The organism is Sphingobacterium siyangense (genome assembly GCF_023277505.1).
Classification (GTDB): Bacteria; Bacteroidota; Bacteroidia; order Sphingobacteriales; family Sphingobacteriaceae; genus Sphingobacterium; species Sphingobacterium siyangense.
On record NZ_CP080574.1, the window covers coordinates 6228135 to 6241597 of the forward strand.

The 13463-nt window shown below is 40.2% G+C and carries 13 protein-coding genes; 6 read left to right on the top strand and 7 right to left on the bottom strand.

Annotated elements, in window-relative coordinates; translation table 11 throughout:
* Nucleotide 1 precedes the first annotated feature (1 nt).
* From K2F45_RS26070 to K2F45_RS26085, 4 genes are all read right to left on the bottom strand, one after another.
* Complete coding sequence (locus tag K2F45_RS26070) at nucleotides 2-1051, bottom strand: UDP-glucose--hexose-1-phosphate uridylyltransferase (RefSeq protein WP_075994539.1); 1050 nt, start codon at nucleotides 1049-1051, stop codon at nucleotides 2-4.
* A gap of 68 nt (nucleotides 1052-1119) precedes the next feature.
* Entirely contained in the window at nucleotides 1120-2394 is a 1275-nt protein-coding gene (locus K2F45_RS26075; RefSeq protein WP_075994540.1) for a metallophosphoesterase, read from the bottom strand.
* A 12-nt stretch (nucleotides 2395-2406) separates the two neighbouring features.
* Complete coding sequence (gene hemH, locus K2F45_RS26080; protein ID WP_075994541.1) at nucleotides 2407-3441, bottom strand: ferrochelatase; 1035 nt, start codon at nucleotides 3439-3441, stop codon at nucleotides 2407-2409.
* Between the two features lie 81 nt (nucleotides 3442-3522).
* A complete protein-coding gene (locus K2F45_RS26085) occupies nucleotides 3523-4371 on the bottom strand; it encodes a 4-hydroxy-3-methylbut-2-enyl diphosphate reductase (protein ID WP_075994542.1) in 849 nt (282 codons plus the stop codon).
* Nucleotides 4372-4656: 285 nt separating this feature from the next.
* On the opposite strand from K2F45_RS26085, the gene K2F45_RS26090 reads away from it, so the two are divergent.
* Entirely contained in the window at nucleotides 4657-5076 is a 420-nt protein-coding gene (locus K2F45_RS26090; protein WP_075994543.1) for a nucleoside-diphosphate kinase, read from the top strand.
* Nucleotides 5077-5216: 140 nt separating this feature from the next.
* Here K2F45_RS26090 and ybeY read toward each other — a convergent pair whose 3' ends face one another.
* A complete protein-coding gene (ybeY, locus tag K2F45_RS26095; RefSeq protein ID WP_075994544.1) occupies nucleotides 5217-5645 on the bottom strand; it encodes an rRNA maturation RNase YbeY in 429 nt (142 codons plus the stop codon).
* A 48-nt stretch (nucleotides 5646-5693) separates the two neighbouring features.
* Nucleotides 5694-6107 (bottom strand): Holliday junction resolvase RuvX, encoded by a 414-nt coding sequence (gene ruvX, locus K2F45_RS26100; protein ID WP_070561409.1) that lies wholly within the window; start codon nucleotides 6105-6107, stop codon nucleotides 5694-5696.
* A gap of 321 nt (nucleotides 6108-6428) precedes the next feature.
* On the opposite strand from ruvX, the gene def reads away from it, so the two are divergent.
* Entirely contained in the window at nucleotides 6429-7655 is a 1227-nt protein-coding gene (def, locus tag K2F45_RS26105) for a peptide deformylase (RefSeq protein WP_248932705.1), read from the top strand.
* Between the two features lie 127 nt (nucleotides 7656-7782).
* Here def and K2F45_RS26110 read toward each other — a convergent pair whose 3' ends face one another.
* Nucleotides 7783-8772, bottom strand: a complete 990-nt coding sequence (locus tag K2F45_RS26110; RefSeq protein WP_088163260.1) for an aspartate-semialdehyde dehydrogenase — start codon at nucleotides 8770-8772, stop codon at nucleotides 7783-7785.
* Nucleotides 8773-9348: 576 nt separating this feature from the next.
* On the opposite strand from K2F45_RS26110, the gene K2F45_RS26115 reads away from it, so the two are divergent.
* The 4 genes from K2F45_RS26115 to K2F45_RS26130 all read left to right on the top strand — a co-directional run bounded on the left by K2F45_RS26115 (nucleotide 9349) and on the right by K2F45_RS26130 (nucleotide 13445).
* Nucleotides 9349-10296 (top strand): NAD-dependent epimerase/dehydratase family protein, encoded by a 948-nt coding sequence (locus K2F45_RS26115; RefSeq protein ID WP_248932706.1) that lies wholly within the window; start codon nucleotides 9349-9351, stop codon nucleotides 10294-10296.
* 2 nt (nucleotides 10297-10298) lie between these two features.
* The gene (locus tag K2F45_RS26120) at nucleotides 10299-11024 is read left to right on the top strand and encodes a YebC/PmpR family DNA-binding transcriptional regulator (protein WP_075994546.1); all 726 of its coding nucleotides are present in this window, start codon (nucleotides 10299-10301) and stop codon (nucleotides 11022-11024) included.
* Between the two features lie 119 nt (nucleotides 11025-11143).
* Nucleotides 11144-12637, top strand: coding sequence for a hypothetical protein (locus K2F45_RS26125; RefSeq protein ID WP_248932707.1), 1494 nt, complete (start codon nucleotides 11144-11146; stop codon nucleotides 12635-12637).
* A 64-nt stretch (nucleotides 12638-12701) separates the two neighbouring features.
* Nucleotides 12702-13445 (top strand): DeoR/GlpR family DNA-binding transcription regulator, encoded by a 744-nt coding sequence (locus K2F45_RS26130; protein ID WP_046673148.1) that lies wholly within the window; start codon nucleotides 12702-12704, stop codon nucleotides 13443-13445.
* The last annotated feature ends 18 nt before the right edge of the window (nucleotides 13446-13463 follow it).

The window sequence follows — 13463 nt, forward strand, 5'->3', positions numbered from 1 at the left end:
CTTATTTAGCTTTATAATGTACTGTCGAACAATTTCGCAACTGTTCTGCGGCAACTTCCGGTGTGATATCACGTTGTGGATTTGCTAGCATCTCATAACCTACCATAAACTTTTTAACGGTAGCAGAACGTAACAATGGTGGATAGAAGTGCATATGCCAATGCCACTCTGGATGATCACCATCATTTACCGGGGCCTGATGCATTCCTGCAGAATAGGGAAAGGATGTTTTGAAGAGATTGTCATATCGCGTCGTCAATAACTTGAGGATAGCGGCAAAATCCGTCTTCTCCTTCTCGTCAAACCCGGCAATGTTTTGGATAGATCGTTTGCTGACAATCATCGTTTCGTAAGGCCAGGCAGCCCAAAAAGGGACTAGAGAAACAAAAGAATCATTTTCGTCAATAATGCGTTCCTCTTTTCTCAACTCCGCTTTAACATAGTCTGACAGGATTGTACGTTGATATTTGTTGAAATATTGCTGTTGCTGAACGCATTCTTTTTGGATTTCTACTGGCAAATGATTTTGTGACCAGATCTGTCCGTGGGGATGTGGGTTACTACAGCCCATAATCGCGCCTTTATTTTCGAAAATTTGAATGTATTTAATCCAGTCAACCTTGGAGAGTTCGACAAATTCCTTTTGCCAAAGATCAACCACCGATTTGATTGCGGCCTGATCCATTTCGGGTAGTGTAAGATCGTGGCGTGGTGTGAATGCAATTACCTTACAGATCCCTCTTTCGGTCTCTGCGACAAATAATTCATCCTCATTAAATTCCTGTTGGCTTGTATCTTTTAATAAAGCCGAGAAATCGTTCACGAAGACAAAACTTTCTTTATAATCTGGATTGACATCACCATCTGCTCGTTTATTTGTCGGACACAAATAGCATTGTGGATCATATTCGGGTCTATTATCCCCGGGGAGATCCTCCACTTGCCCTTGCCATGGTCTTTTACTACGATGCGGAGACACAAGTACTTTTTCCCCGGTAAGAATATTAACACGTGTGTGGGGAGAGTCCCCAAAGTTTAAAGTTGATTGCATGTTATGTATAACTGGTGTACAGAATACACAATTATAGCTATATTAACTCAAAAGTCAAAGGGGATTTTTTAGGCTTTAAACTTTGGGTCATGCGCTTTTAGCAATTCGAATATGGTAATTTCAGGCAGAATTCCAACGCGTCCTGGATAACCCAAAAAACCATAGCCGACATTCACATATAATCGTTTGTTCTGTTGTTCACGATATAGCCCTGCCCATTCCTTATAGATATATTGTACTGGACTCCATTGCAACATCTCGGACCTTACGCCAAATTGCATACCGTGGGTATGTCCGGCAAACATCACATCCACGTCGGTATCCAATACCTGAGCCCGCCAATGCGAGGGGTCGTGAGATAACAGCAACTTAACAGGTTGCTCTTCGGTACCCATTAACGCTTTCTTGATATCACCATGTTTCGGAAAACGGCCTGTCCCCCAATTCTGAACCCCGACAATACAAAGCTCTTCACCGTCAACCTTAATCTTACGATTTTCATCCATTAACAGATCCCAGCCCATGATTTTATGAACATCGATCACATCCTTGAGGTTCTTGCGTTTTGCAGGAGAATCTTCTTTACCATAATAATAGTCACCATAGTCGTGGTTACCTAATGTAGAAAACACACCTAAATCAGATTTCACACGAGCAAAAATATCTTGATAGCCGCGCATTTCAGAAGCTTGGGCATTCACAATATCACCGGTAAAAAAAGTCACATCAGCTTTTTCCTTTAAAAGCATATCAATACCACCGTTGACAGCCTTTTTATTGTAGAAAGATCCCGAGTGCACATCTGAAATCTGCGCGATGGTCATTCCATGGAATGCTTTAGGCAAATTTGGCAAATACAAGGGCACTCTCCTTACACGATAGTCATAGGCTCCTGAAATAATACCCCAGCTCAATGGTATCAAGGGTGAGGCACCAACTAGAATACCAGCTTTGGTCAAAAACTCGGATCGGCTAATTCCTTTAACCGGATTTTCCGGTAAAGGGTCTCCGGCATCTTCAACTAAGTCCTCAATAGATCTCTTTTTTGTAAATAGCCGTTTTAACCACACACCTCCGCGCCTGATATCATCAATCAATAAAATCAAAAAGAAAAATATCTTTGATGCGGCAGTCAGAAAAAAGGCGACTAAAATAACCGACCGTACGATTAAAGGAATACTATATTGTGCTGAAATAAAAACTCCAAATAGCAGTAAAACAGAATAAGACCACCAGAGGATGGAAAATACTTTTGTTTTGGGAAATTTGATTTTCGTTGCGCGAAGGGCAAAGAAAATATAAAAATCCAATATGAGTAATACACACGCGTTTATTAACAACATCTTTTACCTATTTTAATTTTTGGCATTGAGTGCCAATTGTTTTAAAGACTCGATCCATTTGGGATCATCATTAAGACTTTCTACCAAACAAACCTCTTCTCCACCTAAGTGCTTAAATTCATTAGCATATTCCACGCCAATTTCATCAATGGTCTCGATACAATCCGCTACAAAAGCAGGACTGAAAATTAATAACTTCTTATAACCTTTCGCGGCAAGGTCGTGCAACAAATCCGAGGTATATGGCTGTATCCAGGGCTCTTTACCTAACCTGGATTGAAAGCAAAGGGAATATTGTTCTTTTTTTAACCCAAGTTTTGCAGCTATCGTCCGTGTTGTTGCATAACATTGCGAGAGATAGCAGTATGAATTGGCTGTTGTTTTACAGGAATCACAGCCTGATTCAGGGCATTTGAGCTGACCTGTCGGATCCACTTTGCCAAGCTGTCGCACAGGAAGGCCATGATAGCTAAAGACAAAATGGTCAAAACTTTCCAAATCGTGCCTGCGGGCGTGATCTGCATAAGTTTCTGCCATCAAATCGTCTGTACAGAAATTGCTTACGAAACTGATTTCTGGCAGATAATTCCATTTGCGGATTAGCTCCATGACACGATCAATGACCGAGCCCGATGTTGCCGAAGCGTACTGTGGAAATAAAGGGATTACGCGAATGGACTCCAAAAATAAGCCTTCCATATTTTTCAATGCAGCCTCAATCGATGGGTTTTGGTAACGCATCGCTAATTCAACATGGTATTCTTCCCCCAATGCTTCTTGAAGCAGATCACGTTGCAAAATACTGTAATGCATCAAAGGTGATCCCGTTTCTTTATCCCAGATCGTTGCGTATACTTTTGCAGATTTGGGAGCACGTGTACGTGCAATAATTCCCTTCACCAATAAGGTTCGTTGAAAATAGGGAATATCAATGACACGTGGATCCATTAAAAACTCCGTTAAATACTTTTTTACATCTGGAGTAGTGGGACTATCAGGTGTACCCAATTGTACTAAAAGAATACCTTTTTTACCTTTATTGCTCATAGCTTACAAAGCTAAGCAAAAAAGAATGCACTCGGGATCTAAACCGCGGAATTATGAAATATCTGTGACGGGTAATTGTGCCTATAATGCTTCTAAACTTGCTTTTACGTCTTTCATCAACCACATTGGCGTAGAAGTAGCGCCACAGATACCAATACGATCGTTTTCAGCAAAGACCGATGCATCTAATTCAGCTGGATCAGAAATAAAATAACTCGCGGGATTGGCGTTTTGACAAACTTCAAACAGCACCTTTCCATTGGAGGATTTCTTGCCCGATACAAAGACTATCTTATCGTATTGTCTGGCAAAAGCGCCAAGATCCTCGTATCGATTGGAAACTTGTCGACAGATGGTATCATTGGCCTTCACTTCATACCCGCGCTTAATCAGTTCGTCTTTGATGGCATAGAATTTATCTACGCTTTTTGTTGTTTGGCTGTATAGGGTAAATGAGGCCGGCAATTCGACTTGATCCAATTCGGCAATATCCTGAAAAACTAAGGCTTCATTATTTGTCTGCCCCTGCAAACCGATCACTTCAGCATGTCCATGCTTACCAAAGATTAGAATTTTCTCCTCTTGATCGAACGAAGTTTTTATACGGTTCTGCAGTTTGAGCACCACTGGACAAGAGGCATCTATCAGGGTAATGTTGTTTTCCAAAGCAACACGATAAGTTTCGGGAGCTTCACCATGAGCACGGATCAATACCTTTTCATTACGCAAGGTCGGCAGAGCGGCATGATCAATAATACGTAAGCCTTTTGCTTTCAATCGAGCAACTTCCTCATCATTATGAACGATATCCCCCAAACAATAAAGATATCCATCCTCCTCCAAGATCTCCTCCGCCATATCAATAGCGTATACCACCCCAAAGCAAAAGCCTGAGTCTTTATCGATGTCTACTGTTAGATTTAATGCCATAATATCACAAAGTTACATATTCGTATTGAACTTAGATCAATTGTTTTTTTACTTTTCTATAAACGGTCGGACACAATGCCCTGTTACATATCTTCAAAAAACATTGGACCAGGAACATAGGGAAACATCTATTTCAGAATAGGCATAGATTTGGGACGAGAAGGCAATAACTTAGCGATAAGGGTTGCATCAGCCAGTTGGCTTATCAATAATTGTGTCTATATGAAGCCTAATGATATTGCATATGAAAAGCAATTTATCTAATTTTGCAAAAAAATTAAAATAATGGCAACTAACAGAACTTTTACGATGATCAAACCTGACGCAGTAGCGAACGGTCACATCGGTGCAATCTTAAACGATATCATTGCTGGTGGTTTTAAAATCATTGCAATGAAATACATCCAACTTTCTCAAGAGACAGCTGGTGCATTTTATGCAGTACACAAAGAGCGTCCTTTCTATGGTGAGTTGGTAAAATTTATGACTTCAGGTCCTATCGTTGCTGCAATCTTGGAAAAAGATAATGCTGTTGAAGATTTCCGTACGTTGATCGGCGCGACTAATCCTGCTGATGCAGCTGAAGGTACAATCCGCAACAAATATGCTAAATCTATTGACGCAAACGCTATCCATGGATCGGATTCAGATGAGAATGCTGCTATCGAAGGAAACTTCTTCTTCTCTCAATTTGAAAGATTCTAGTCGTTAGAAACAACATAAAAAAAGCGCTTTACAAATTGTAAAGCGCTTTTTTTATGTGCCTCCTTCTCACTCTCGAGTAAAATGGAACCCTCAATCGGTTCACCGAACTGTTGGCCTTAATCAGCGTACGATGGAGTATGTTAAAAGTTTCTTTTACCTAGATACTCATCTTCCTTGGCGGTCATCTTGGCTTTATCTGCCGGCTTTTTATCCGGATAGCCGCACAGGTGCATTACACCATGAATGATAACCCGATGAAGCTCATCACGCACATCAACCTTAAATTTCTCGGCATTCTCCTGAATACGTTCCACGCTGATAAAAATATCGCCAGCGATGGTGTCATCATATTCGGAAGAATCAAAGGTAACGATATCAGTGTAGGTATCGTGATTTAAATACTGCTTATTGATTTCTAGTAAGTAAGCATCCGAGCAAAGGATAAAGCTCAATTCGCCCACACGTTTAAATCCTTCGGATTTGATGGCATCAGCAATCCATTGACGAATCTTTCCTTTTTCCTTTAATTTGAAATCCGTATCCTCGGTAAAAAATAATATGCTCTTCATCCTTCTATTTTTTATTCATTTCTGTTTGACTTATCAGTCGATGTGTATCTAAAAATTACGGCTATCCATGTAGCTTTGCAAAATGATCGTTGCAGACACGGTATCAATCAGTCCTTTTTGTTGACGGTCCTTCTTTTTTTTCCCACTTTGTGCAATCGCTGCAGAAGCCATTTTAGAAGTAAAACGCTCATCTATTTCGGCGACAGCAATCGTGGGGTAAGTCTTCTTCAGTTTCCGAATAAAACCGACAACATGCTGTGCGGATTCAGAGTCTGTCCCATCCAGCTGCCGTGGCTTGCCTACAACAAAGGTTTCCACCTGTTCTGTCTGTAAATAATCAGCTAAGTATGTCCAGATATCCTGCGGATGTACTGTCGTCAATGCTGTAGCAATAATTTGCATTGGATCGGTCACCGCAACCCCTATTCGTTTTGTACCGTAATCAAAGGCCATCAATCTCATGGATATATATTTTTCACAAAAATACAAAGTAGTACTGAGTATTACACAGGAAGATTTAATATTTCAATTGGACTCCGCTTTCTAATACATCCTCTTCTCGTTTTTGATTTTTTAATTTTGATCTTTTACCCAAAAAAACTATAACTTTGATAGACTATTTCACAACGACAAGCCAACTTGCTTTTTGAGGCAATAGATCACCGAATTCGATCTGATCATAGCGGGCCAATAGAATTGCCCTATAGGCACATTGATCAAGGCAACACCAAAGGCGATGCAGCATTTGGCTGTACGAAATCGGAAGAATAAATATTTAAACAAATGAAAAAAACACTTATTGCCAGTTTCCTTTTGGCCTTATGCGTAAATACGCATGCTCAAAGTAAATATGAGCAACAAATTACTGCTCTTCGTGAAAAAAAAGCCTCTGAATTGGCGAAAGAACAATATGGTCCATTGAAATCAGATCAAGTAGCCTTTTTGGATTACTTTCCTATAGATGCGGGGTATAAAGTCAACGCCAAAATTGAAGTTTTGTTTAACGAACCGGTATTCCGCATGCCAACCTACGATGGCACAAGCAACGAGTACAAACGTTACGCCATCATAACCTTTACTCTTCATGGAAAACAACATACGTTGAATGTCTACCAAAGTGTCGCATTATTTCAAAATCCTGCATACAAAAACCATTTATTTTTACCATTTTTAGATTTAACAAATGGTCAGGAAAGCTATAGTGGGGGCCGGTATATTGATTTATCTACAGACGACATTAAAGGAAACAATGTTGAGATAGACTTTAACAAAGCCTATAATCCGTATTGCGCTTATAGCAATGGCTACCGTTGCCCAGTCCCACCAGTTGAGAACAATTTAGAAACAAAAATTATGGCCGGAGAAAAAGCATTTCATAAGTCAAAGAATGAAAGACCAGTCAACCTTAATGCAGGACAGGAGTTCAGTGCTGCCGACAAGAAAATCATTTTATCAGGAGATGAAAATGCAATTCTTCGCGTATTGCAAACAACAGACGATAAAGATCTGAAAGTTTTAAAAGCTACAAGCAGTGATGTCAAATACAACGACCCATTGATTGAGTCACTTTCCAAAAGAATGTTCGCGACTGTACGTGATCCCAATCACCCCGGTGTAGGCATCGCAGCGCCACAAATCGGTATAAATAAAAATCTAATCTGGGTACAGCGGTTTGACAAACCAGATCAACCATTTGAATTTTATGTAAATCCTAAAATTCTATGGCGCTCCAAACTGAAACGTAAAGGCGCCGAAGGCTGTCTTTCTATCCCTAATCGTAAAGAGGATGTATTACGGAGTTATGCTATCCGCCTACAATACATCAATAAAGAGGGTAAAGTTATCGAAGAAAATATCGAGGGTTTTACTGCTGTTATTTTTCAGCACGAAACGGATCATCTTTTCGGCATTCTATTCCCAGATCGGCTGGAAGAGCAAAGCAAAGAAGCCTATGCGCCGTTGAATGACAAGATTGAATTTTCTATCCAACCCACAACGTTGACGCCATAATTTCTAGCCCCTGTATCAAGGGCCAAATCATAAGTATATAAATTGTGATTTGATGATAGGACAAAAAGAGCCCCCATGAACGAATTCGTTCATGGGGGCTCAATATTTATTATGGAATCTACTTGAGTTAGATCAATCCTTTTTCGGCCAATAACTCCGCTACCTGAACTGCATTTGTTGCAGCGCCTTTACGTAAGTTATCTGCTACTACCCACATGTTAAGGGTATTTGGTTGAGATTCATCACGACGGATACGTCCTACAAAAACCTCATCTCTGCCGTGCGCATCCTTTGGCATTGGATATTGTAGTGACGCAGGGTCATCAACAACAATACAGCCACTTTGCGCCGCTAAAGCTGCACGTACATCATTCAAATCAAAGTCGTTTTCAAATTCGATATTCAATGATTCAGAGTGTCCTCCCATAACCGGAATACGCACTGTCGTTGCAGTTACTTTAATAGAGTCATCACGCATGATTTTATTTGTTTCCAAAATCATCTTCATTTCCTCTTTCGTGTATCCATTTTCTTGGAAAACATCAATATGCGGAATAACGTTCAAATCAATCTGATAAGGATAAGCTTTTTCACCATCTTTTCCAGCACGCTCATCCATTAACTGGTTAACGGCCTTAACACCAGTACCTGTTACAGATTGGTAGGTAGAAACTACAACACGTTTGATTTTATATTTATCATGTAATGGCTTTAAAGCCACCACCATTTGTATGGTTGAACAATTCGGGTTTGCAATAATTTTGTCTTCAGCAGATAACACATCGCCATTTACTTCTGGAACAACCAACTTTTTCGTTGGGTCCATACGCCATGCCGAAGAATTGTCGATCACTGTAATTCCAGCTTCAGCAAATTTAGGGGCGAATTCTTTCGAGGTATCACCACCCGCAGAAAATAACGCAACATCAGGTTTCAAAGCAATAGCCTCAGATGGTGTAACCACCTTATACTTCTTTCCCTTGAATTCAATTTCCTTACCCTTACTACGCTCTGAAGCTACTGGAATTAATTCTGTTACTGGGAAATTTCGCGCCGCCAACACGGTTAGCATCTCAGTACCCACAAGGCCTGTTGCGCCGACTACTGCCACTTTCATTTTTGTCTGTGTTTAAATTGTGTATATAAAATTGTTATTTGATTTTGTTTTTAGTTGATTCTCGAAGAATGAATTCTTCAAATTTAAAAAATATTCCCTAATTCCACTATTAAAATAACAAAATATTACTCCCTCTGCTAAAAATATCACAACATTAATAATTTTTCCTCCATAATTGCTAAAAAAGGAATCCGTGCATCCCATAACTATTGCTAAAAATCAGGATTAAAGCAATTCAAAAAAAATAAAAATTTTCGCTGCTTATTCAAAAAAAAAGAACAAACGATTGAAACAGTTTAAAATCTCATAAAAACAGTCCCAAGAGTCTAAAAATTAGCATTTTTTCCCTACTTCCTAAAAGGCCACAAAGTTGATAGATACTGAAAAGCCTTTATATTTGCATCATAAACCGCCATGGTTGAAATTTCATTTTTCATTACATGATGAAACGTAAATTATGTCAGGCTAGATCCTATTATATCGATAGGAAGAAACGAACGAAGCGATTCATTTATATTCTTGAGTATAGATCCTCAATATAGTGAAAGCGGGAGCTTCATAAAATAAAACTTACAAATGAAAGAAAGCATTATTATCATTGGTGCAAATGGCCAGATCGGCACAGAATTAGCTATTGCCTTGCGCAAAAAATTTGGTGCAGAGAATGTTGTAACCACTGACATTAGAGAACCGCAGATTAAAAGCCCTGATGAGAATTTCGAAATCGCTAATGTTCTTGACAAAAGTGGACTCGAGACATTATTTCAACAATATAAACCTACTCAAGTATATCTACTAGCTGCCATGCTTTCGGCTACAGGCGAGAAATACCCTGAAAAGGCTTGGGAATTGAATATGAATGGTTTATTGAATGTTCTTGATCTAGCCGTGAACTATAACGTCTCCAAGATATTCTGGCCAAGCTCTATTGCTGTTTTTGGACCACACTCTCCGAAAACAAATACCGAACAATATTGCGTAATGGATCCCAACACGATTTATGGCATCAGCAAACTTGCAGGTGAGCGTCTCATCGAATGGTATCAAGAACACCGTGGCCTGGATATTCGTAGTGTCCGTTATCCGGGCATCATTTCCTGGAAAACTGAACCAGGAGGTGGAACGACAGATTATGCAGTCGATATTTTTTATGAAGCATTGAAAACCGGGACATACGCCTGTTTCTTATCTGAAAACACAGCATTACCCATGTTATATATGGAGGATGCCATCCGTGGTACACTCGAATTAATGGATGCACCGAAGGAAAGCCTAAGCATTCGCCACAGTTATAACCTTGGTGGTATTACATTTACTCCAAAAGAACTTGCACAAGAAATTAAAAAAATTCTTCCTAATTTTGCAATCTCTTACATCGAGAACGATCCAAGACAACAGATTGCTGATTCATGGCCTGCTAGTCTAGATGATTCTTATGCAAGAAAAGACTGGAACTGGACGCCGGAATTTGACATCCAGAAGTTGACAGTCGACATGATTGAAAATCTTAAAAACAAAATATAACAATGGGAAGAGCTTTCGAATTCAGAAAAGAGCGGAAATTCAAACGCTGGGCCAAAATGGCCGTTCAATTTACACGTTTAGGTAAAGAAATCGCCATGGCGGTTAAAGAAAGCGGCCCTCACCCTGAAACTAACTCGAGACTTCGTACAGCAATACACAATGCCAAGGCAGTAAATATGCCCAAGGATCGTATCGAAGCCGCAATCAAACGTGCTTCAGAAAAAGATTCAAAAGGTTACGAAGAGTATGTATACGAAGGCTATGGCCCGCATGGTGTACCTGTTTTAATTGAAACTGCAACAGATAATACCAACCGCACCGTAGGAAACATCCGTAGCTATTTTACAAAAGCAGGTGGTTCATTGGGGAAAACAGGATCATTGGATTTTATTTTCAATCGTAAATCCATTTTCCGTTTTGCTGCAACAGACGAACTGGACCTCGAAGAACTTGAATTAGAGTTGATCGATGGAGGCTTAGAAGAATTGTACGTAGAAGCTGATGAAGAAGGCAATGATATTGCTGTCGTTCAAACTTCCTTCGAAGACTTTGGTAATATGCAAAAATTACTCGAAGAAAAGGGAATTGAAGTAACATCTGCGAAATTGGAACGTATTGCTTTATCGCATTCAGATATCACGGAAGAACAAGCTGCTGATGTCTTGAAGATGATCGATAAAATCGAAGAAGATGACGATGTTCAAGCAGTTTACCATAACATGGCTTAAGCTATTGAACCTATAAAACAATAAAAAAGAGCGCTAGTCGCTCTTTTTTATTTTAGGCCTCCCAGCTGCGTCAGAAAAATTACTACATTTGTAATAGACTATATTAAACTCATAACAGGATGACTTTTGAAGAATTTTTCATAAAAAAGAAAATTGATTTAAAAGCTTTACAAGCTGCAGATGGAACTTTATTTGAAGAGTTCAAAGCACATTATTCTGCTATGGGGGAAAAGAGTTTTGACCACAGCAAAAAGTTTTGGTTCAACAAGCTCCGAAAAAGCTTCCATCTATCAGAGGAGGAAACTGTTATTGCAAAACCTATTGTAAAGCAGGTTATCGCTGATACAGCGTCCGAGACCTCCAGTATTCATACGGCAAAACCAGCAGGCTTTAAACCGCGATTCAAGGCACCTCCTACAGCCGTAGAAGATGAAGTCAAGGCAACATCCAAAAAGGAAATAACTGATTTAGCGGAATCCACTCCTGATTCAATACCCACAGGATTCAAACCAAGGTTCAAAGCTGGTGTAACCAAAGCTCCTGATGTGGCCGCAAGCACATCTGCATCCGACGAAAAGACCGACGAAGCAACAACAGCCGCTCCAAAACCGACGGGCTTCAAACCGAGGTTCAAAGCTGGAGTAACCAAAGCTCCTGACGCAGCCGCAAGCACATCTGCATCCGAAGAAACGACCGACGAGACAACAAACTCCGCTCCAAAACCCACAGGCTTCAAACCGAGGTTCAAAGCTGGAATCACCAAAGCTCCTGACGCAGCGGCAAGCACATCTGTACCAGAAGAAAAAACCGACGAGGCAACAACATCCGCTCCAAAACCCACAGGCTTCAAACCAAGGTTCAAAGCTGGAATCACCAAAGCTCCTGACGCAGCGGCAAGCACATCTGTACCAGAAGAAAAAACCGACGAGGCAACAACATCCGCTCCAAAACCCACAGGCTTCAAACCAAGGTTCAAAGCTGGAATCACCAAAGCTCCTGACGCAGCGGCAAGCACATCTGTACCAGAAGAAAAAACCGACGAGGCAACAACATCCGCTCCAAAACCCACAGGCTTCAAACCAAGGTTCAAAGCTGGCGTAACCAAAACGGAAACTTCTGAACAGGCACAGCTGCCCGATACGAAAGATGAAATTAAGTTAGATACCAGCGTAAAGGCTGAACCTGAAAGCAACAGCACAGAAACACAGGAACCAGCTGCCAGTAAACCCACAGGCTTCAAACCGAGGTTCAAAGCTGGCGTAACCAAAACGGAAACTTCTGAACAGGCACAGCTGCCCGATACGAAAGACGAAATTAAGTTAGATAACAGCGTAAAAGCTGAACCTGAAAACAGCAGCACAGAAACACAGGAACCAGCTGTCAGTAAACCCACAGGCTTCAAACCGAGGTTCAAAGCTGGCGTAACCAAAACGGAAACTTCTGAACAGGCACAGCTGCCCGATACGAAAGACGAAATTAAGTTAGATACCAGCGTAAAGACCGAACCTGAAAACAGCAGTACAGAAACACAGGAACCCGCTGCCAGTAAACCCACGGGCTTCAAACCGAGATTCAAAGCTGGCATAACAAAAATTGACAAAAAGGAAGAATAATTTTCACTACATTTAGACTGATTTTTTTAATTATTTTTAAATTCCGATTAAAAACCAAAGACCAATGTTAAAGGAAGAAAGACAAGCATTCATTATACATCAGATTAACCTACATAACAAAGTTTTATCGTCAGATCTAAGTGTTCAACTGAATGTGTCTGAAGATACAATTAGACGTGACTTAAACGAACTCGCGGAGAATGGAAAAGTTCTAAAAGTCTATGGTGGGGCATTATCAAAATCTTTTCAATTCCCATTTCAGGATGGAAACGTATATGCCAAGGAGGCAAAAAAAGAAATTGCCAAGAAAGCAAGCACTTTAATCTCCAATGGAATGACTGTTTTAGTCGGAGGCGGGACAACCTTAATTGAATTAGCGAGAACAATACCCGATCATCTTCAGTGTACGTTTTTTACTATAAGTCCATTAGTTGCACTAGAATTGGCCGAAAAGCCAAACCTTGAAGTCATTTTAGTTGGCGGAAAACTTTCACGCAATACAAACATCGTTTCCGGAGCCCAAGTCGCTAATGAATTGGCAGATCTTAAGGTCGATCTTTGTTTGTTGGGAACAAATTCTCTTTCAGTAGAAGATGGGGTGACCGATTCAGACTGGGAGGTGGTACAAATCAAACGTGCGATGATTAAATGCTCAAAAAAAGTGGCTATTTTAAGTATTGCTGAGAAACTAAATTCAGTTCAAAAAATGAAAGTTGTGCCGTTACGTGATATTTCTTATTTGATTACCGATGTCAATCCAACTGATGTTTCCCTAAAAGAATTTGCGAATACAATTGCAATACTTTAATATTGCCGCTCATTTAAT